Origin of the sequence: Thermomonas sp., assembly GCF_047606765.1 — a bacterium.
Taxonomy (GTDB): domain Bacteria; phylum Pseudomonadota; class Gammaproteobacteria; order Xanthomonadales; family Xanthomonadaceae; genus Thermomonas.
In genome coordinates, this window is sequence record NZ_JASGED010000098.1 from 1 (window position 1) to 20,307 (window position 20,307).

At 66.6% G+C, this 20,307-nt stretch carries 17 protein-coding genes; 7 read left to right on the forward strand and 10 right to left on the reverse strand.

Annotated elements, in window-relative coordinates:
- Positions 1-205: 205 nt before the first annotated feature.
- A complete protein-coding gene (locus QM612_RS09430; protein WP_415253641.1) occupies positions 206-376 on the reverse strand; it encodes a 30S ribosomal protein THX in 171 nt (56 codons plus the stop codon).
- Positions 377-573: 197 nt separating this feature from the next.
- Complete coding sequence (locus QM612_RS09435) at positions 574-996, reverse strand: MerC domain-containing protein (protein ID WP_415253642.1); 423 nt, start codon at positions 994-996, stop codon at positions 574-576.
- A gap of 74 nt (positions 997-1,070) precedes the next feature.
- Between QM612_RS09435 and QM612_RS09440 the strand changes: the two genes are divergently transcribed.
- Positions 1,071-3,110: a TonB-dependent receptor gene (locus QM612_RS09440; protein WP_415253643.1), complete on the forward strand. Its 2,040-nt coding sequence runs from the start codon at positions 1,071-1,073 to the stop codon at positions 3,108-3,110.
- Between the two features lie 231 nt (positions 3,111-3,341).
- Here the strand turns inward: QM612_RS09440 and QM612_RS09445 are convergent, their stop codons facing one another.
- The 3 genes from QM612_RS09445 to QM612_RS09455 all read right to left on the reverse strand — a co-directional run bounded on the left by QM612_RS09445 (position 3,342) and on the right by QM612_RS09455 (position 8,000).
- Positions 3,342-3,827: a transcriptional repressor gene (locus QM612_RS09445; protein ID WP_415253644.1), complete on the reverse strand. Its 486-nt coding sequence runs from the start codon at positions 3,825-3,827 to the stop codon at positions 3,342-3,344.
- An 8-nt stretch (positions 3,828-3,835) separates the two neighbouring features.
- Positions 3,836-5,242, reverse strand: coding sequence for a glutamate--tRNA ligase (gltX, locus tag QM612_RS09450; protein WP_415253645.1), 1,407 nt, complete (start codon positions 5,240-5,242; stop codon positions 3,836-3,838).
- A 322-nt stretch (positions 5,243-5,564) separates the two neighbouring features.
- The gene (locus tag QM612_RS09455) at positions 5,565-8,000 is read right to left on the reverse strand and encodes a hypothetical protein (protein ID WP_415253646.1); all 2,436 of its coding nucleotides are present in this window, start codon (positions 7,998-8,000) and stop codon (positions 5,565-5,567) included.
- A 139-nt stretch (positions 8,001-8,139) separates the two neighbouring features.
- Between QM612_RS09455 and QM612_RS09460 the strand changes: the two genes are divergently transcribed.
- From QM612_RS09460 to lpxH, 3 genes are read left to right on the forward strand one after another with little or no spacing between them, the layout of a single operon-like run.
- Positions 8,140-8,685, forward strand: a complete 546-nt coding sequence (locus QM612_RS09460; RefSeq protein WP_415253647.1) for an ECF-type sigma factor — start codon at positions 8,140-8,142, stop codon at positions 8,683-8,685.
- Entirely contained in the window at positions 8,682-11,654 is a 2,973-nt protein-coding gene (locus QM612_RS09465) for a protein kinase domain-containing protein (RefSeq protein WP_415253648.1), read from the forward strand. Before QM612_RS09460 ends, QM612_RS09465 begins: the two co-directional genes overlap by 4 nt.
- A 31-nt stretch (positions 11,655-11,685) precedes the next feature.
- A complete protein-coding gene (gene lpxH / locus QM612_RS09470) occupies positions 11,686-12,408 on the forward strand; it encodes a UDP-2,3-diacylglucosamine diphosphatase (protein WP_415253649.1) in 723 nt (240 codons plus the stop codon).
- A 72-nt stretch (positions 12,409-12,480) separates the two neighbouring features.
- On the opposite strand, the gene QM612_RS09475 is transcribed toward lpxH, so the two are convergent.
- From QM612_RS09475 to folC, 4 genes are all read right to left on the reverse strand, one after another.
- Positions 12,481-13,278 carry a ferritin-like domain-containing protein gene (locus tag QM612_RS09475; RefSeq protein WP_415253650.1) on the reverse strand — a complete coding sequence of 266 codons (798 nt, stop codon included), beginning with the start codon at positions 13,276-13,278 and terminating at the stop codon, positions 12,481-12,483.
- Positions 13,279-13,423: 145 nt separating this feature from the next.
- Positions 13,424-14,893, reverse strand: coding sequence for an amidophosphoribosyltransferase (purF, locus tag QM612_RS09480; RefSeq protein ID WP_415253651.1), 1,470 nt, complete (start codon positions 14,891-14,893; stop codon positions 13,424-13,426).
- Positions 14,894-14,919: 26 nt separating this feature from the next.
- Positions 14,920-15,891 carry an SPOR domain-containing protein gene (locus QM612_RS09485; protein ID WP_415253652.1) on the reverse strand — a complete coding sequence of 324 codons (972 nt, stop codon included), beginning with the start codon at positions 15,889-15,891 and terminating at the stop codon, positions 14,920-14,922.
- 59 nt (positions 15,892-15,950) lie between these two features.
- Complete coding sequence (folC, locus tag QM612_RS09490; protein WP_415253653.1) at positions 15,951-17,237, reverse strand: bifunctional tetrahydrofolate synthase/dihydrofolate synthase; 1,287 nt, start codon at positions 17,235-17,237, stop codon at positions 15,951-15,953.
- A 55-nt stretch (positions 17,238-17,292) separates the two neighbouring features.
- Here folC and QM612_RS09495 point away from each other — a divergent pair, with 55 nt between their 5' ends.
- From QM612_RS09495 to QM612_RS09505, 3 genes are all read left to right on the forward strand, one after another.
- Entirely contained in the window at positions 17,293-17,802 is a 510-nt protein-coding gene (locus QM612_RS09495; protein ID WP_415253654.1) for a SixA phosphatase family protein, read from the forward strand.
- Positions 17,802-18,491 carry a deoxyribonuclease V gene (gene nfi / locus QM612_RS09500; RefSeq protein WP_415253655.1) on the forward strand — a complete coding sequence of 230 codons (690 nt, stop codon included), beginning with the start codon at positions 17,802-17,804 and terminating at the stop codon, positions 18,489-18,491. The genes QM612_RS09495 and nfi overlap by 1 nt, the downstream gene beginning before the upstream one ends.
- Before the next feature lie 65 nt (positions 18,492-18,556).
- Positions 18,557-19,006 carry a hypothetical protein gene (locus QM612_RS09505; RefSeq protein WP_415253656.1) on the forward strand — a complete coding sequence of 150 codons (450 nt, stop codon included), beginning with the start codon at positions 18,557-18,559 and terminating at the stop codon, positions 19,004-19,006.
- 6 nt (positions 19,007-19,012) lie between these two features.
- Here the strand turns inward: QM612_RS09505 and QM612_RS09510 are convergent, their stop codons facing one another.
- Positions 19,013-19,987, reverse strand: coding sequence for an integron integrase (locus tag QM612_RS09510; RefSeq protein WP_415253657.1), 975 nt, complete (start codon positions 19,985-19,987; stop codon positions 19,013-19,015).
- Positions 19,988-20,307 lie beyond the last annotated feature (320 nt).

The following is a 20,307-nucleotide window of genomic DNA, read 5'->3' on the forward strand; positions in this document are numbered from 1 at the left end:
GGAAGGTCTGAACAAGCCGTCATTCCGGCGAAAGCCGGCCGCTTCTGACAAACGAATGTTTGTCCAATCTAGCTCTTTGGTAAGTCATTGAAAAAGCTGGATCCCGGCTTTCGCCGGGATGACGTTTCGGGAGTTATTCAGAGCTTCCATAACGCGAAAACCCCGCCGAGGCGGGGTTTTCATCGTTGCAGCCAAGTCGCGTGGTTCAGGCAGCGGTCTTCTTGACGGCCTTCTTCGCCACGGTCTTGCTTGCAGCCTTCTTCGCCACCGGCGCAGCGGCGGTGCCAGCGGCCTTGGTGGTCGCGTGCGAACGCGCGTTGCCGTAGCTGCTGTTGTAGCGCTTGCCCTTGGCGGTCCTGCGGTCGCCCTTGCCCATCGTGCTGCTCCTGAATCGATTCGTGAAAGTTAGTTCGCGCCGCGCGCGAGGGTGCGGATTCTAGCACGGGCCCGGGACTGGGCATTTCTCACCCCCTTGGTAAGGGGGTGGCCCCGCAGGGGCCGGGGGATCGCAAGCGCATAGCGGGGCCCAAAGTTCGCGCCGCGAACTTTGGGATTGATCAAGGCGCAGCCTGATCAATGCTGATGCGCGCAGCTGGCGTCATGCACGTGACCGTGGTTCAGCCGCAGGTTCACGACATGGGCCAGCCCAACCAGCGTGCCGCCAAAGGTCATCGCCACTGCATGCGGCACCGTGGATTCGTGCAGCGGCGGGTACAGCACGCCCACCCACAGCACCAGCAGGCCGGGCACCAGCAGGCCCAGCGCGCGCATGGCGCGGTGGCGGCGGTAGCTCCAGGCCAGCACCGCCAGCCCGAACAGGGTGGCAAACAGCACGAAGCCCTTCTCGATGCCCGGCGATGCCAGCACCGATACGCCCAGCGAAGGCAGCAGCGCGATCAGCACCGGCAGCAGCGCGCAGTGGATCGCACACAGCAGCGAGCCGGTGGCGCCGATGCGGTCGAGCAGGGAATGCGAACGCGGATTCGGTCTGGGCATGACTTCAGGCAGGGGACAGGGCGCGGTGTTGTTATGTTATAACATATTTCAACTTCCCCCCATAGCTTACTCGCATGCGCCAGTTGAATCCCGTTCTGCCCCGCGCCACCCTGGCCGTCGCACTTGCCCTGGCCCTGGGCCATGCACAGGCGCAATCCACCGACCCACAGCAGGCGGTGCCAGCCAGCGACACCCGCCATCCGGACGCCGACAACCACATCAAGGACATCCGCGGCCTGGTGGTGACCGCAAGCGCGCTGGGCGATACCGCCGACACCCTGAGCAAGCCCACCGACGTGCTGGCCGGCGCGCGCCTGGACGAGAACCGCGCCGCCAGCCTCGGCGAAACCATCGCCAGCGTGCCCGGCGTGCAGAGCTCCAACTTCGGCCCCGGCGTGGGCCGTCCGGTCATCCGCGGCATGGACGGCCCGCGCGTGGCGGTGCTGAGCGGCGGGCTGTCCAGCCAGGACGTGTCCACCGTCAGCCAGGACCACGCGCCCGCCGTCGAGCCCTTCCTCGCCGACCAGATCGAGGTGCTGAAAGGCCCGTCCACCCTGCTCTACGGCAGCGGCGCGATCGGCGGCGCGGTCAACGTGGTCGATGGCCGCATCCCCGAATACGCCATCGACGGCGGCATCAGCGGGCGCGCGGAAACCCGCTTCTTCGCTGGCGACCAGGGCGGCGAGACCAGCATGGCGCGCATCGATGGCGGCACCGACCGCTTCGCCCTGCACGCCGATGCGGTCTATCGCAACGCGCTGGACTACGACACGCCCGCAGGCAGGCAGGCCAATGCCTTCGTCGATACGCGCACAGGCGCGATCGGCGGTTCGCTGCTGGGCGACTGGGGCTACGTGGGCCTGTCGGCTTCGCGCTTCGAGGACGAATACGGCAACCCGGGTGAACCCGGCGACCTGGCCGCAGGCGAGCGCGGCGTGCATCTTTCGATGAAGCAGGATCATTACGAACTGAAGGGCGCGCTGCGCGACCTGTGGAGCGCGGGCAACGGCCTGCACTTCGCCGTGGGGCATACCGGCTACGACCACACCGAGTTCGAGGGCGACGAGCCCGGCACGGTGTTCCGCAAGAACGCCAACGAGGGCCGCATCGAAGCCACCTTCGGCCATGCCGGTGGCTGGCAGGGCGCGATTGGCGCGCAGGCATCCAGCAGCACCTTCGCCGCCATCGGCGAGGAAGCCTTCGTTCCCGAGACCAGCACCCGCGCGCAGGGCGTGTTCGGCGTGGCCCGGCGCGGTTTCGGCGATTTCCAGCTCGACTTCGGCGCGCGCATCGACAAGGTGAAGTCCAGCCCGGACGGCTTTGATGCCCGCAGCTTCAGCCCGCTGAGCCTGTCGCTGGCCGGCGGCTGGAAGCTGGACGAGCACTGGAAGCTGACCGCCAACTTCGACCACGCCGAACGCGCGCCGGTGGAGGAGGAGCTGTTCGCCGACGGCCCGCACATCGCCACCCTGGCCTACGAGATCGGCGACGCCGACCTGCGCAAGGAAGCGGCCAACCAGTTCGAGCTTGGCCTGCAATACCAGTCACAGCGGGTGGAGGCCAAGGTGTCCGCCTATTACAACCGCTTCCGGGATTTCATCTACATCGCCGACACCGGCGACAGCTGGTACTGGGACGAGGAGGACGACTACCTGCCGATCCGCCAGTGGCAGCAAAGCGACGCCACCTTCCGCGGGCTGGAAGGCGAAGCCACCTTCCACCTGGCCGAGAACGACAGCGGCGACTGGGACCTGCGCGTGTTCGGCGATACCGTGCGCGCCACGCTGAAAAACGGCGGCAACGTGCCGCGCATCGCGCCCGCGCGCCTGGGCGCGCAACTGCGCTGGCAGCACGCCGGCTGGCGCGCCTCACTCGGTGCCACCCGCACCAGCCGGCAGGACAAACTGGGCGAGAACGAAACGCCCACCGCCGGCTACACCCTGGTCGATGCCCATGCTTCCCGGCATTTCGATGCCGGCAACCTGAGCTGGGAGCTGTTCGCGGACGCCAGCAACCTGACCAACCAGATCGCCCGCGTGCATACCTCGTTCCTCAAGGACGCGGTGATGCTGCCGGGCCGCAGCGTGGGCTTTGGCGTGCGCCTGTTCTTCTAGGGAAGGTCTGAACAAGCCGTCATTCCGGCGAAAGCCGGCCGCTTCTGACAAACGAATGTTTGTCCAATCCAGCTGTTTGGTAAGTCACTGAAAAAAGCTGGATCCCGGCTTTCGCCGGGATGACGTTTCGAGAGTTGTTCAGAGCTTCCCTAGGGTGCCGTGCCGAGCAAGCTCGGCACCTACGACAAGTTACGCAGTCGCGTAGGTGCGGAGCTTGCTCCGCACACAACGCTACCCCGCGCACCTCGCGCACAGGCCATGCACTTCCAGTGTCTGCGCCTGCGGGGCAAAGCCCAGCGCGCGCGCGGCGGCATCCAGCGTGCCCACGATGCCGGCGTCTTCCAGTTCCGTCGCCGAATGGCAACGGTCGCAGATCAAGAACGGCACCGAATGCTGGGCCGCGTTCGGGTGGTGGCAGGCCACGAAGGCATTGACCGATTCCAGCTTGTGGATGAAGCCGTTGGCCAGCAGGAAGTCCAGCGCGCGATACACCGTGGGCGGCGCGGCAGCGCCCGCGCCTTCGCCGTCGCGCACCTTGTCCAGCAGGTCGTATGCCTTGATCGGCTTGCCGGCACCGGCCACCAGCCCCAGCACGCGCGCACGGATGTCGGTCAGGCGCAGGCCACGTTCATGGCAGGCACGCTCCACCGCCGCCACGAACGCGGCGGCGTCGTGGACGTGATGATGCGGGTCGGTGCAGGCGTGCGCGTTGCCCATGGCGGCGATTATGCGCTTGCCGAGATTTTCGCAAGTGCCGCATCAATCCGCGCCAGCGCTTCATCGCGCCCGCACAGGTACACCGTCCAGCCGATATCGGGGCTGACCTGCGTGCCGGTGATGGCAACGCGCATCGGCTGCGCGATCTTGCCCATGCCGATGCCCTGCGCCTCGGCGACGGCCTTCAATGCTTCGCCGATGGCCTCCGGCATCCATGTTTCAAGTGCCGCCAATCGCGCACGCGCATCGAGCAGTGGCGCTTTCGCCTCGGGTTTCAGATGCTTGGCAACGGCAGCTTCGTCGTACTGCGTGAGCGGGCCAAACCAGACCGCCGACTTTTCCGCCATTTCCTTCAGCGTCTGCGCGCGCTCGCGCAGCGCGACCACAAGCTCGGTGGGCTTCGGCCCCTTCGACAGGTCATAACCTGCCTGCTGCAGATGCCACACGAGATGCTTCGCGACGGCTTCGGGATCGTCCGACTTCAGGTACTGCTGGTTGAGCCAGCCCAGCTTGGCCGCATCCAGCCGCGAGGCCTTCGGGTTCACGTCGGCGAGATCAAACAGCGACTGCATTTGCGCGATGGAGAAAATCTCCTGATCGCCATGCGACCAGCCCAGCCGCACCAGATAGTTCAGCAACGCATGCGGCAGATAGCCGGCATCGCGGTACTGCATCACGTCCGCCGCACCGGTGCGCTTGGACAGCTTGGCACCCTGCTCGTCCAGGATCATCGGCAGGTGCGCGAAGTTCGGCACCTCCACGCCGAGGGCCTTGTAGATGTTGATCTGGCGCGGCGTGTTGTTGACGTGGTCGTCGCCGCGCACCACGTCAGAGATGCGCATGTCGATGTCATCCACCACCACCGCGAAGTTGTAGGTGGCGTAACCGTCGCTGCGGAAGATCACCAGATCGTCGAGTTCGCTGTTGGAAATCTCGATGCGGCCCTTGACCTTGTCGTCCCACGCCACCACGCCATCTTGCGGATTGCGGAAGCGGATCACGCGATTCGGATCATCACGCCAGCCGGCATTCGCATCGCGATACGCGCCGTTGTAGCGCGGCTTTTCGCCAGCAGCCATCGCGGCCTCGCGCATGGCGTCCAGTTCTTCCTTGGTCTCGTAGGCGTAATAGGCATGGCCGGAGGCGACCAGTTGCTCGGCGACTTCCTTGTAGCGGTCAAGCCGGTGGGTCTGGTAGATCGGGCCTTCGTCGTAATCCAGCCCCAGCCAGTCCATCGCTTCAAGAATGGCGTCGATCGCCGCCTGCGTGCTGCGCTCGCGGTCAGTGTCCTCGATGCGCAGGACGAACTGCCCGCCCTTGCGGCGCGCTTCCAGCCAGCAGTACAGCGCAGTGCGCGCACCGCCGATATGCAGGTAGCCGGTGGGAGACGGGGCGAAGCGGGTGCGGACGGTCATGAGGGGCATCGACGCGGGAAAGCGCGCATTTTAGCGCCCCTTGCCGCCTGACCTTGCAGGAGCGCCCCATGGGCGCGACATGGGTACGGGAAAAGCGTTCGCGGCAAAGTGCCGCTCCTGCAAGTGCTTGCTGTTTCCATCCCCCCTTGTGGGGGAAGGTGCCGAAGGCGGATGGGGCAACACACCGCAAAAACACCCTCACCCGGCTTCGCCACCCTCTCCCGCAAGCGGGAGAGGGGAAGGGATTGGGTTTACCCCACCGCGACGATCACGCACTGCATGGGTGGAATGAATCCCACCCTATGTCTGCCGGCATGCCGCCTTACCAGCCGAAGCCGTAACCCACGCCTGCCGAACGCTCATCGCCACTGAACGCGCCGCCGATGGTGAACGCGGCCTTGTCGCCAATCGCGCGCTGGTAGCCAACCGACAACGCCGCCTTGCCGTTCTGCGCGCCCACACCCACCGCCACGCGGTTCACCGTGCGGATGCCCGCCGCGCTTGCCGCCATCTGCGACATCGCCGTCTGCATCGCGCCGCTGCGGTCGATGCGTGCATCGGTCTGGTGGAAACGCAGGTCGGTCTGCTGCTGGTACTGGGTGAAGCTGTCGTTCCACGCCGCGAACTTCTGGTCGGTATAGGCATTGGCCGAAGCCAGCGTCTGCGTGGCCTTGGTATCCGTGTACGTTTTCGATGCCGTCAGCGTGGCGGCATCGCCCGCATCGGCATGCGTGTTGGCGGACGCGAGGGTCGCGGCGTCGCCCGTTGCCATGTCGCTGCGGATCGCCGCTTCGCGGGTGTCGGTATAGCCATTGGCCGACGCCAGCGTCGCGGCATCGCCGGTGTCCGCATATTGCTGCGCTGCGCTGAGGGTTGCGGCATCGCCAGCGTCCATCTGGCCCTTGTTGACCGCATCCGTCGCATCCGCGCCATCGGCCACGTTCTTCATCTGTGTGCCACTGGCACCATCCAGCGTGGCCGTGGCATGGCTGGCATCGTCGTACTGCACGCCGTTGGCATTGCTGCTCATCCAGTTGTCGATGGCGGCAAGCGCCGCGCCCACATTGCCATAGCTCACGCCCTGGATGCTGTAGCTGGGAGGCGTGAACAGCGTCCCGTTCCAGCTTGCACCGCCACCGAAGGCGTTGGCGAACGGCGACAGGTTGACCGCGCTGCCGGCGATCACCGCATTCAACTGGCGCATGTTCACCGCGTCGGTGTCGTCGATGCCGTCGGCCAGATAGGAAATGCGGTTCATCTGTCCTCCGGCTGCGCCTACTGCGATGGTGTATTCCTGATCGGCCACCGCGCCAAAGCCAATCGCGGTGCTGTGCGCAGCGGCGGCATGCACGTTGACGCCAAAGGCAGCACTGTAATTGCCCGAGGCCCACACGCCCGCGCCCACGGTGACCGAATTCAATCCGGTGGCCCAGCTGGTTTCCGCGCCCACGTCGATCGCGCCGTCGCCGTCGGCGTCGTACCAGGCAGACAACGACACGCTACGGTCACCGACCACGTACCCGTAGCTGCCATAGGCGCTGCTGCTGTCGCCATCGACGCGGTTGTCGTAGCCATAGGCGCTGCTGATGTCGCCATAGACCGCATTGCGATAGCCAAACGCATTGCTGATGAAGCCGTCCGCCGTGTTCCCCGCGCCAAATGCGCTGCTGATGTCGCCATTGGCGCGGTTGCCCACGCCGACCGCGCTGGACTGGTCGCCGATGGCACCCACGCTGGCACCCAGGGCGACGGCGCTGATACCGGTGGCGTAGGCTGCTTCGCTGGAAGCATCGTTGATGCCGTTGCCGTCCAGATCCAGATCCATGTCGATGGCATTGTTGCCGTTGCGGTCATACAGCCCGGCCAGCACCAGACTGCCGGCACCTGTGGCATGTCCATGGGAACCGAACGCATTGCTGCTGTTGCCCGAGGCCACGTTGCCGTAGCCCACGGCATTGGCCTGGAAGCCCGCCGAGTTCTCATGGCCGACCGCAGTGCCGCGCAGCGCCGTCACCGTGTTGTGGTAGCCGAACGCGCTGGCTTCGGCTTGCAGCGTGCTGTTCCAGAAGCCGAACGCACTGCTGCGCGCGCCCTGCGCCGCGTTCTGCATGCCGAAGGCGTTGCTGCCTTCGTTCGCGGTGGCGTTGTCATAGCCGAACGCACTGCTGTTCTGGCCATTGGCCCTGTTCTGCATGCCCACGGCACTGCTGCGCGTGCCGGTTGCCGTGCCCGAGCCCAGCACCATGGCATGGTCGCCATCGGCCTTCGCCATTTCGGCGGCATCTTCGAAGCCGTCGTTGTTGCGGTCGTCCCAGATCGACAGCACCAGGCTGCCCTGGCCGTTGGCCTGCCCGAGGTAGCCAAAGGCGCTGCTGCGGTCGCCGATGGCGCGGTTGCGGTAACCGACGGCGGTGCTGCCAAAGCCACCGGCGCGGTTGTCATAGCCGAAGGCGTTGCTCCAGTTGCCATAGGCCACATTGAACGCACCGAACGCACTGCTGACCACGCCGCTGGCGTTGTTGTTGTCGCCGAAGGCGCTGGCCTGCGGATGGCAGGTGGTGTTGTTCGCAAGCCCAACGCCATCGGCCAGGGTGGTGTTCTCGGAACCGAAATTGGTATTGCCTGCCGGCACCGTAGCGCCGTTCTCGTCCAGGCAGGCCGGATCGGCGGCCAGCGCCGGCATCGACAACGCGCCCAGCAGGGCCAGGCTCAGGATGGACAGGGCCGGCGCGCGCCGGCGGCGATTGGACTTGCGCATGATGTGTTCCCCTTGGTTGGTGGTCGCCGCGCGGAATGCGCGTCTAATCACCAATGCGCAAAAAGCCGGGCAATCCCGACATCGCCCAGCCACGCCCGCGATCCGGCTATGCTTGGGCAGTCCACCGTCCCTTTTCCCGATGGCCGAAACCTCCGTCACCCAATGGCTGTCCCGCGCGCAGGCCGGTGAATCCGACGCGCTGGGCCAGGCTTATGCGGCGGCCTATGCCGACCTGAAGCAGGCCGCGCACGCGCAACTGCGGCGCGGCAGCGGTGATCTGGACACCACCTCGCTGGTCAACGAGACCTGGCTGAAGCTGGCGCGCAGCGATGGCTTCCGGCCGGAGGATCGCCGCAGCCTGCTGGCCTTGTCGGCGCACGCGATGCGGCAGGTGCTGGTGGACGAAGCCCGTAGGCGGCATGCCGACAAGCGCGGCGGCGACATGCAGCAAGTCACCCTGCATACCGGCATCGCCATGCCGGATGCCGCCGTGGACGTGCTGCAACTGCACGACCTGCTGGAGACGCTGGCGCAGGCCGACCCGCGCGCGGCGGAAGGCGTTGAGCTGCGCTGTTTCGGCGGCTATACCGAAACGGAAATCGCCGACATTCAGGGCATCACCGAACGCACCGTGCAACGCGACTGGCGGCGCGCACGCGCCTGGCTGATGGCGCAACTGGCATGAGCAGCGGCGAACGCCTGCCCGAGGTATTGCGGCTGTTCGACGAAGCGCTGGAGCAACCCGCTGCATCGCGCGCCGCATGGCTGGCGCAGGCCTGCGCCGGCGACGCCGGGCTGCAACGCGAAGTGGAGGCGATGCTGGCCGCTGATGCCACCACCGCCTGCGACCCGTTGACGCCACGGCTGGCGGCGATGCGCGCGGATGCCGTCGATACCGCAACCGAGGCAGACCTGCCAATCGGCACCCGCATCGGCCCGTGGCAGGTACAGGGCGTGCTGGGTCGAGGTGGCATGGGCGCGGTGCATCGCGTTGCGCGCGTCGATGGCGATTACCAGCATGACGCCGCGCTCAAGCGCATCCGCATCGGGCTGGACAGCGTGCATGCGCGCGAACGCTTCCAGCGCGAGCGCCGCATCCTTGCACGGCTGCGGCATCCCGGCATTGCCGGGCTGATCGACGGCGGCATGGATGACACCGGCGCGCCATATTTCGTCATGACATTGGTCGATGGCGAGCGCATCGACCGCTGGTGCGACGCGCGCACGCTGGACGTGCCCGCGCGCATCCGGCTGCTGTTGCAGGTGCTGGACGCGGTGGCGTTCGCGCATCGGCAACTGGTGGTGCATCGCGACCTGAAGCCATCGAACATCGTGGTGGATGCCGATGGCCATGTCTTCCTGCTGGACTTCGGCATCGCCCGGTTGCTGGAAGAAGACGGCAGCGGCGGTACCCGCACCGGCGAACGCGCGTTCACGCCCGAATACGCATCTCCGGAGCAATTGCTTGGCGAACCCGTATCCACCGCCACCGATCTCTACCAGCTCGGCGTGCTGCTGTATGCACTGCTTGCGCAGGCGCATCCCTACGGCCTGACCGGAGACACGCCGCTGCGCGCACGGCTGGCACGCATGGATGGTGAGCCAGAGCCGCTGTGGCAGGCAGCGCAGAAATCCTCCATCGAGGATGCCGCCAAACGCGGCTCCACGCCCGCTGCACTGTCGAAGCAACTGCGCGGCGACCTGTCCGCCATCGCCCAGCGTTGCCTCAATGCAGACCCAGCGCAGCGCTACGGCAGCGCGGATGCGCTGCGTGACGACTTGCAGGCCTGGCTGGACGGCAAGCCTGTCTCCGCGCGCGCACCCACCTGGCGCTACCGTGCGGGGCGCTTCGTCCGTCGCAATGCGCTGGCCGTTGGTGCCGCCGCTGCGGTGGTGCTCGCGCTGTGCGCGGGGCTAGGCATCGCCCTGTGGCAGGCACGCGAAGCACGCTTGCAGGCGCAGCGCGCGGATGTGGTGAACGCCTATCTGGTCGATGTGTTCCGCAGCATCGACCCGGACGAAGGGCTGGGGCCGGATGCAAGCGTGCGGCAACTGATCGATGCGGGCGTGGCGCGGCTGGATCGCGGCGAACTGCACGGCCAGCCCGCTGCCGAGGGCAAGCTGCGCCTGACCCTGGCCGACAGCTACATCGCGCTGGGCGAATACGTCAGGGCCGACGCGGAACTGACGCGCGCGCTGGCGCTGCTGCCACCGTCGCAGGCCGACGACGTGCTGCAAGCGCGCCATCGCCGCGCAGAACTCATGCTGCTGCGCGAAGACCTGGACGCGATGGCGAAGCAACTGGACGCCAACGACGTCTGGCTGCGCGCGCATCAAAGCGAGGTGTCCGAACCTGAAGCCGCGCAGGCGCAGTTGCAGATGCTGCGCGCGCGCCGGCTGGCCTACCGCGAGGAGTACGATGCCGCCGAACCGCTGGCGCGCGACGCCTTGCAGCGCCTGCGCAAGCTGCATGGCGACGCCGACGCGAGGACGCGCGCGATGGAGATCGACTACATCGTGATGCTCCACGAAATGGGCCACCATGCCGATGCCGCCGCGCGCGGCCAGGCGCTGGTGGACGGCCTGCGCCGCGACAGGCCGGTGAACGAGTCCCGCCTCGCCACCGCCCTGCACAACCTGGCCGTGTACCAGAGCGCCGCCAGCCAGAACGAACAGGCCGTGGCCAACGAACGCGAGGCGCTGGCGATCCGCCGCCGCATCCTGCCCGCCGACCATCCCTTCATCGCAATCAGCACGGGCCAACTGGCGCAACTGCTGGAAGCCGCCGGCCACAACGGCGACGCCCTGCCGCTGCATGCCGAAGCCACCGCGATCTACCGCCGGCAACCGCCGGGGCAGGAACAAGGCCTGGGCCGCGAACTCAACAACTGGGGCGCGGCCTGCTACCAGCTGGGCGACATGGCCTGCGCCATCGACAAGATCGGCGACGCGGTGGCGACCTGGGCGAAGGTCATGCCCGCCGACGACACCCGCCTGCTCACCGCGCGCAGCAATCTTGCGGCGCTGTACAGCCGTGGTGGCCACCTGGGCGAAGGTGAAGCGCAATTGCGCGCAGTGGTACGGGCATTGGAAGCCAAGCAGGGCGCGGCCAACGCGGATGCAGTGACCGCACTGGCCGCAGCGCGCAACGAACTGGCCGACAACCTGCTCAACCAGGGCCGCGCCGCCAAGGCGCTGGCGCTATCGCGCGTGCGCTGGCAAGACCTGCAGGCCAACGGCGATCCCGACGAAGCGGCACCGAGTGCGCTGTCGATGCTGGCGCTGGCGGAACTCGCCAACGCATTGCCGGCACCGGCGCTGGAACATGCGCGCATGGCCGTGCAGCGCGCGCATGCGTCCTCACCCGGCAGCCACCGTGAAGCCTTCGCCCTGATGACGCTGGCGCGCGCGCAACTGGCATCCGGCGCTGCGGCCGATGCCGCAACATCCGCGCGTCAGGCGGTGGCGCTATTCGCCGCCGCATTGTCCACCGACCACCGCGATACCGGCCTGGCGCGAGGCGTGCTGGGCCGCGCCTTGCTCGCCAACGGCGAACACACGGAAGGCCGCAGGGAACTCGACGCTGCCATCGCCATCCTGTCGAAAAAAGCCCCATGGCTGCCGGAACTGGCGGAACTGCGCGCGATTCGATGATGTACACGCAAGCGCGGCCTACAATCCACGCATGACCACCCTGTTCGTCTCCGACCTGCACCTCGACCCGGAACGCCCGGAGATCACCGAATTGTTCGGGCGTTTCCTTGATGGCGAAGCGCGCGATGCCGACGCGCTCTACATCCTCGGCGACCTGTTCGAGGCATGGGTGGGCGATGACGACCCATCCGAAGCCGGCAGCTTTGTCGCAAGCAAGCTGCGCGCACTGGCCGATGCCGGCGTGCCGAGCTACTTCATTCGCGGCAACCGCGATTTCCTGCTCGGCCACGACTACGCACGGAGCGCCGGCATGACCCTGCTGCCCGACCCGGCGGTGGTGATGCTCTACGGCAAGCCCACGCTGATCCTGCACGGCGACCTGCTTTGCATGGACGATGCGGCCTACCAGCAGTTCCGCGCGCAAACCCGTGACCCGCAGTGGCAGGTGCAGTTCCTGTCGCAGCCGCTGGCGGCGCGGCTGGCGTTCGCCGCGCAGGCGCGTGCGGCCAGCAAGGCACGCTATGGCGAACTGGTGGCGAAAGGCATGGCGGAAACCATCGGCGACGTTGCGCCCGCCAGCGTGCGCGAATGGTTCCGGCGCTACGGCATCCACCAGATGATCCACGGCCACACGCATCGCCCCGCGATCCACGACGAAGGCGACGGCAATACCCGCATCGTGCTGGGCGACTGGTACGAGCAGGGTTCGGTGCTGCGGGTGGATGCCAGTGGCATGAAGTTGGAATCCCTGTAGGGGCAGGCCCCGTGCCTGCCCAAACCAAAACGGGCGACCACGACCACAAAGGGCGACCACGGGGGGTCGCCCCTACGGTTCCGTCAATGCGGCCAATTCGTCTTCGTCGAATCCTGCGGCCAACCGCGCTTCAAGATTGAACGGCCCGTGCAGGTAACTACCCGCGTATTCGCGCAGCAGTTCGCGGAAGCGCGTGCGCGGCTCCACGCCTGCACGTTCGCAATGCCAGCGGTACCAGCGGCTGCCGGCAGCGACATGCGCCACTTCCTCGCGCAGGATCACTTCAAGGATGTCGGCGGTGGCATCGTCGCCGAGCGAACGCAGTTTCACGATCATCCCCGGCGTGACATCCAGCCCGCGCGCTTCCAGCACGCGCGGCACCAGTGCCATTCGCGCAAGGCCATCGTGCGCGGTCTTTTCCGCCATCTCCCACAGGCCGTTGTGGGCATCGAAGTCGCCGTAGTCGTGGCTGAAATCACGCAGCCGCGCGCGCAGCATGTTGAAGTGGCGCGCTTCGTCGTTCGCCACCGATACCCAGTCTTCATAGAACGCATGCGGCATGCCGCGAAAGCGATAGACCGCATCCCATGCAAGATCAATCGCGTTGAACTCGATATGCGCGACGGCATGGATGAAGGCGGCGCGGCCTTCGTCCGTGCCAAAGCCACGACGCGGCAGGTCACGCGGATGCACCAGCTTCGGTTTCGCCGGGCGGCCCGGCAGGCGGATCGGTTCCGGCGGCGGCGCATCCTCGGGAATCACCAACTCACCGCGCGCAAAAGCGGTAGCCATCGCCAGCGTCAGCGCGGGCTTTTCATCCGGCGTGGCGGCGTCCAGGCAGGCGCGGGCGGCGGCAAACAATGAAGACATGCTCTGCTCTTGCCCGTCATTCCGGCGAAAGCCGGAATCCAGATTTTGTTTTTCCTGCTCGAATGCCAAGCGTGAAAAGCTGGATTCCGGCTTTCGCCGGAATGACGGGTATGGGGACTTTCGCGGGAATGACGAGCACAAAAACTCAAGACGCCCGCCGCTTCTTCTTCGCCTCATCCGAGCGCATCTGCTTGATGCGCTCGAAATACCCCGGCTCGATCCCGGTCACGTATTCGCCGCTGAAACAGGAGCTGTCGAACCTGCGACCAGGGAACTTCGGCCCGGCCACCGCCGCTTCCAGATCTGCCAGATCCTGATAGATCAGCCAGTCGCAGCCCAGCAGTTGCTCAATCTCCTGCTCGCTGCGCCCGTGCGCCACCAGTTCCTCGGCGGACGGCATGTCGATACCGTAGATGTTCGGATGCCGCACCGGCGGCGCGGCGCTGGCCAGATAGACCTTGCGCGCGCCGGCATCGCGCGCCATCTGCACGATCTGCTTCGACGTGGTGCCGCGCACGATGGAATCATCCACCAGCAACACCACCCGGTTGCGGAACTCCAGCGGAATCGGGTTGAGCTTGCGCTTCACCGACTTCGCGCGCTCGCCCTGCCCCGGCATGATGAAGGTGCGGCCCACGTAGCGGTTCTTGATGAAGCCCTCGCGGTACTTCACGCCCAGCACGTTCGCGATTTCAAGCGCGGCGTCGCGGCTGGTATCCGGGATCGGGATGATGGTGTCGATGTCATGATCGGGACGCAGGCGCAGAATCTTCTCGCCCAGCGTCACGCCCATGCGCATGCGCGCCTTGTGGACGGAGATGTTCTCGATCATCGAGTCCGGCCGCGCGAAATACACGTATTCGAAAATGCACGGCGCATGCGCCTGCTGCTGCGCGCACTGGCGCGCGAACAGTTCGCCGCGCGCAGTGATGACGATGCCCTCGCCCGGTTCCACGTCGCGCAGGCGTTCAAAGCCGAGAATGTCCAGCGCCACCGATTCGGACGCCACGATGTATTCATCGCCCCCTGCCGCCGCGCGCTTGCCCAGCACCAGCGGGCGGATGCCATGCGGGTCGCGGAAGGCGACCAGCCCAAGCCCCAGCACCGCGCAGACCACGGCATAACCGCCCTTGGCGCGGCGGTTCACGCCTTCCAGCGCGGTGAACACGGCATCGGGCGTCAGCGCCTTCTGCCGATCCAGCTCGTGCGCGAACACGTTGAGCAAGACTTCCGAATCCGACTCGGTATTGACGTTGCGGCGATCCTCTTCAAACACATCACGCCGCAGCGCATCGGTATTCACCAGATTGCCGTTGTGCGCCAGCGCGATGCCGAATGGCGAATTGACGTAGAACGGCTGCGCCTCGTCGCTGCCCTCGCTGCCGGCAGTCGGGTAGCGGCAATGGGCGATGCCAACGCGCCCGGTGAGCAGCGCCATCGCCTTCGCATCGAACACATCGCGCACCAACCCGTTGCCCTTGTGCAGGCGCAGCTTGCCGCCATCGGCGGTGGCGATGCCAGCAGCATCCTGCCCACGGTGCTGGAGGACGGTCAGGCCGTCATACAACTGGCCGGCGACTTCGCTCTGGCCGACGATTCCGACGATTCCGCACATGGCAAGGGTTCCTGATTGCGCTGCAGTTACGGGTGCGGACGCACCATGCCATCGACGCCGGCCTTCGCCTTCACCTGCGCCTTCAGCGCATCGGCTTCGGCGCGGGTCATGGCCGGCCCCACGCGCACGCGGGTCAGCGTGCCCTTGTCGGTGGGCGCGGTGTCGGTGAAGGCGTTGAACCCGGCGGCGCGCAGCTTGTCACGCAGCTTGCCGGCCTCGGCGGCGGACGCGAATGCACCCACCTGCACGGCAAACCCCGTGCGCGAGGTATCGGCGGGCTTGGCAGCCGGTGGCTCCGGCTTGGCCTGCGCCGGTTTTTCCACAGCGGGCTTCTTCGGTTCGGGCTTTACAATTTCAGGCTTCTTCGGCTCGGGCTTCGCGAGTTCGGGCTTCGGTTCCGGCTTGTTTTCCGGCTTCGCCTCGGGCTTGGGCACAGGCGCTGGTGCAACCGGCGCAGGCGCGGCAGGCGTTGCCGCATCGGCATCCAGCACCACCACCTTGGCAGCCACCTTGTCATTCAGTTCGACGGCACGCAGACGCGCGGATTCGGCCACCGCGCGGTCGGCAAACGGCCCGATGCGCACGCGCTGCTCTTCACGATAGCCCGGCAACCCGGCGGCTTTCAGCGCAGCGGCAACCTTGTCGGCATCGGCCACGCTCGCGTAGCGGCCAAAATCGACGACGTAATCGCCCGCCGCCACGGTCGGAAACATCGGCTCCGGCTTCGGCGCAGCTGCGCTCGGCTGCTCGGGCGCAGGGTCGGCCTGCGTGTCCGGCATGCCGGAAACCCCGCCAGCAGGCACTTCGGCGGGCATCACCAGCGGCAGGTCGCGGGTGACCATGCCGCCGTTTTCCTTCGGCTCATCCGGCACCTTGAGCGAGACATCGGACACGCCACTGTCCGGGGCCGGCCCCTTCACCAGCATGGGCAGGAAGATCACCGCAAGCGCGACCAGCACAGCCGCGCCCACAAGGCGCTGTTTCAGCGAGACATCCATCGGCATTTCCGTTCGTGGCGCGAAGCGGCGGGAGACGCGAATTATACCGATGCCGATGCCTAGCCAGCCGCCTCGTTCAGGCTGCGCAAGGCCTGCGCGGCAGTGTGGAAGGAGCCAAACACCAGCACCCGCCCATCCGGCGCGGCATCCAACAGCGCCGCATGCAGGGCGGCAGGTACATCAGCATGACGCACGCCCGCTGCCGCTGCCGTTCCCGCCAGCCGGGCGACGAAGGCATCCGCGTTTTCACCACGCGGCCCGGCATCGGCCAACCCGGCCAGGTGCCAGCCCTCCACCTCATCGGCCAGGGCTTCGACCACGCCCGCCGCATCCTTGTCGGCCAGCGCCGCATACACCGCCAGCGTGCGCCGCTTCGGCTGCGCACGCAGCCAGTCAGCCAGCGCGCGCGCGGCCTGCGGGTTGTGGCCCACGTCCACCAGCACGTCCACGCCATCGCGCCCGAAACGCTGCAAACGCCCCACCACGCCCGCTTCGGCCACGCCGCGCGCAAACGCATCAACGTCGATCGGCAGATCCAGCGCGCGTAGCGCGGCAATCGCACAGGCAGCGTTGCGCGTTTGCACCGATGCGGCCATCCCGCGCATCGGCATCGGCAATTCCATTTCGAAACCAACCTCGCGCCAGCGCCAATGCCCGGCATCGACGGGTTCCGCGAAAAAATCATTGGCGATCCGCCACGCCGGCGCACCGATGGCATAGGCATGCCGCAGCACACTGGCCGGCGGGTCATCATCGCCCAGCACCAATGGCTTGAACGCACGCGCGATGCCGGCCTTTTCGAAACCGATGGCTTCGATGTCGCTGCCCAGCCAATCCTGATGATCCAGATCGACGGTGGTGATGATGGCGGCATCGGCATCGACGATGTTCACCGCGTCCAGCCGCCCGCCCAGCCCGACTTCCAGCACCGCAAGATCAAGCGCCTCGCGCTGGAACAGCCAGAGCGCACACAGCGTGCCGTATTCGAAATAGGTCAACGGCGTGTCACCACGTGCGGCATCGACCGCCTCGAAACCCTCAACCAGCGCAGCATCGTCGGCATCGCGTCCATCGATGCGCACGCGCTCGTTGTAGCGGTGCAGATGCGGCGATGTATAAGCGCCCACGCGCAAGCCCTGCGCACGCGCAATCGCCTCGACGAAGGCCACGGTCGAACCCTTGCCATTGGTGCCGCCAATCACGATGGTGTTTTCCGCCGGCCTGCGCAGTTGCATGCGCCTTGCAACCTCGCGCACCCGCTCAAGCCCCATGTCGATGGACTTCGGGTGCTGGCGTTCGATGTGTTCCAGCCAGTCATCAAGCGTGTTATCAAGCGTGCGTTTCATGCGCATAGTGTAGTGGCCGCGATGCCGCCGCCCCGCTTGGCCGTATGATGCCGGCATGCGCATCCTGCTCACGTCCCTGATCGCCTGCTGCCTGCTGGCCGCCTGCGCCGGCACGCCGCCATCGCCTTCCAGCAGCGGCTCCACCTTCATTCTGGTGCGGCACGCGGAAAAGGACACCTCCATTCCGCGCGATCCGCCACTGACAGCAGAAGGCGTGGCCCGCGCCGAACGCCTCGCGGTGATGCTGGGCGATGTCGCACTGGACGCGATTTACAGCTCGCCCTACCAGCGCACCCTGCAAACCGCCGCGCCTACCGCACATGCACATGCGCTGCCGGTGCGCGAATACGACCCGGGCGATGCCACCGCCTTCGCCACGCGGCTGCGCGCCGAACACCCCACCGGCACGGTGCTGGTGGTCGGCCACAGCAACACCTTGCCGCCGCTGGCCCGCGCACTGTGCGGCTGCACCGTTGCCGACATGGATGAAGCCATCTACGGCATCCGCTACACCATTGATTTAAACGCGCAGGGCCGCGCCCGCCTGCGCGAATCGCGCGACTGATGCCGCAAGCCGCCGCCCTGCCCGACTGGGACGGCAACGTCGCCGCCGCCCGCGCCCTGCAAACCGAGCTAGCCGGGCAGGTCGTGCTGCGTGATGGCTACCCGAAACCACTGCGCACCATCGCCGGCTTCGACGTGGGTTTCGAGGATGCAGGTGCCATCACCCGCGCCGCCGCTGTCTTGCTGGATGCAGACACGCTTGCCGTCATCGACCAGCAAATCGCGCGCCTGCCCACGCGCATGCCCTACATCCCCGGCCTGCTCAGCTTCCGCGAACTGCCGGCGCTGCTGGCCGCACTGGCGATGCTGCAACACGCGCCCGACCTCGCCTTCATCGACGGCCACGGCATCGCCCATCCGCGCCGGTTCGGCATCGCCGCGCATTTCGGCGTCGCCAGTGGTTTGCCCAGCATCGGTGTCGCCAAACAGATACTCATCGGCCAGCCACGCATGGCCCTGCACGACATGCGCGGTGCGTTCACGCCACTACGCGACGGCAGCGAACAGATCGGCTGGCTGCTGCGCAGCAAACCCGGCTGCCTGCCGCTGGTCGTCTCGCCCGGCCACCGCGTGGCGATGCCGTCCGCACCGGAACTGGTGATGCGCTTCACCGGCCAATACCGCCTGCCCGAACCCACCCGCCTTGCCGACCGGCTGGCCTCACGCCGCGACCGCAACACGGCACGATGATGGCGTCGCGCTGCGTTCATGCGGCATCCTCCATCCTGCCCACACGTCCAACGGGAGCCAACACGATGCATCGCCTGCTCATCGTCACCGCCATGCTGGCCCTTGGCAGCGGCTGCGCCAGCGCCACCAATGACCCGACCACAAGCACACCCGCATCCCAACCGGCAACCGCCAGCATGCAAACGCCTGAAACACCCGCCAGCACTGCCGCCAGCAAGACGCTCACGCTCGACCTCGGCCAGCAGGCAACACTGGACGACGGCAGCAAGCTCACCTACGAGCGCCTGGTCGATGACTCGCGCTGCCCACCCGGCGTGCAATGCATCTGGGCCGGCAACGCGGAAATTGCGCTGCGCTGGAAGCCGAAATCCGGCGCAGCACAAACCCAGTCGCTGCACACCAGTTCGCGCGGTGGCCAGACCGAAGCCAGCTTCGGCCCATATCGCGTCCGCATCCAATCCCTCGCGCGCGGCATCGCCCCGAACGTCACGCTGGACATCACCACCACGCTCTGATCGGCATCATCGGTCAAGCGGACTGGTAACCCCATTCGGCCCGCGATTGAGCACGTGCGTGTAAATCTGCGTGGTCGCCACATCCTTGTGCCCCAGCAATTCCTGGATCGTGCGGATGTCATACCCCGCCTCCAGCAAATGCGTGGCGAAGGAATGCCGCAACGTGTGCGCCGTGGCCGGCTTGTCGATGCCGGCAGCAACACGCGCCCGCTTGATCGCGCGCGCCAATACCGATTCGTCAAAATGATGGCGGCGCTCCCTGTCGTCGCGCGGATCCACCGAGCGCCGCAAGGCCGGGAACACGTATTGCCAGCCGAACTCGCGGCCCGCCCCCCGGTATTTCCTGGCCAGCGCATTCGGCAGCCAGACCTCTCCGAAGCCGGCATCCAGGTCGGCCATGTGCAAGGCGCGGGCGCGCTCGATCTCCATGCGCAGCGGTGCCGCCAGCGCCTGCGGCAGCATGGTGCGGCGATCCTTCGCCCCCTTGCCGTCGCGCACCACGATTTCCCCGCGCTCGAGATCCACATCCTTCACCCGCAGCCGCACGCCCTCAAGCAAGCGCATGCCGGTGCCGTACAACAGGCGGGCCAGCAATGCCGACCGACCCTCCATCTGCGCCAACAGGCGCAGCACCTCCGCCCGCGAAAGCACCACCGGCAACCGCCGTGAACGCCGCGCCCGTGTGACCGACTCCATCCACGGCAAGTCCACGCCCAGCACCTGCCGATACAGGAACAACAATGCCGACAATGCCTGGTTCTGCGTACTGGCCGCCACATGCCCCTGCACCGCCAGCCCCGACAGGAACGCCTCCACCTCCGCGCCTCCCAGCGTGCGCGGATGCCTGCGCCCGTTTTCCTCGACGAATCGGCGAATCCAGGCCAGATACGCCTGCTCCGTGCGCAGGCTGTAATGGTTCACCCGCAGGCAACGGCGAACCTCCTCCATCAAACCCACCCGCCGCACCCTGCCGTCGTCCATGCGGAGTTCGCCGGGGTAGCTAATGACGCGATAAGACATATGCAGGCGCTCAATGCGAGATACACTGCATCGTCGCGCCCGTCTCCCCATCTGTCTGTCGCGCAAGTCCTTGTCCAGCGGTAGGATTTTGCCTTGACTCGGCGTCACCGAAAGGACGACTATCGCGTCCATACATCCCCTTCGGGGATCTACTAGGCGTTAGGCCAACAAGAGCAGCACTCCTGCACGCTCAGCAAGGAACTTCGAATGAGAAGCACCTCTTGTGCAGCAACAATAGCGTTGCCATTAATTCTTCTTTGGCCGATTTCTGCCCACGCGCA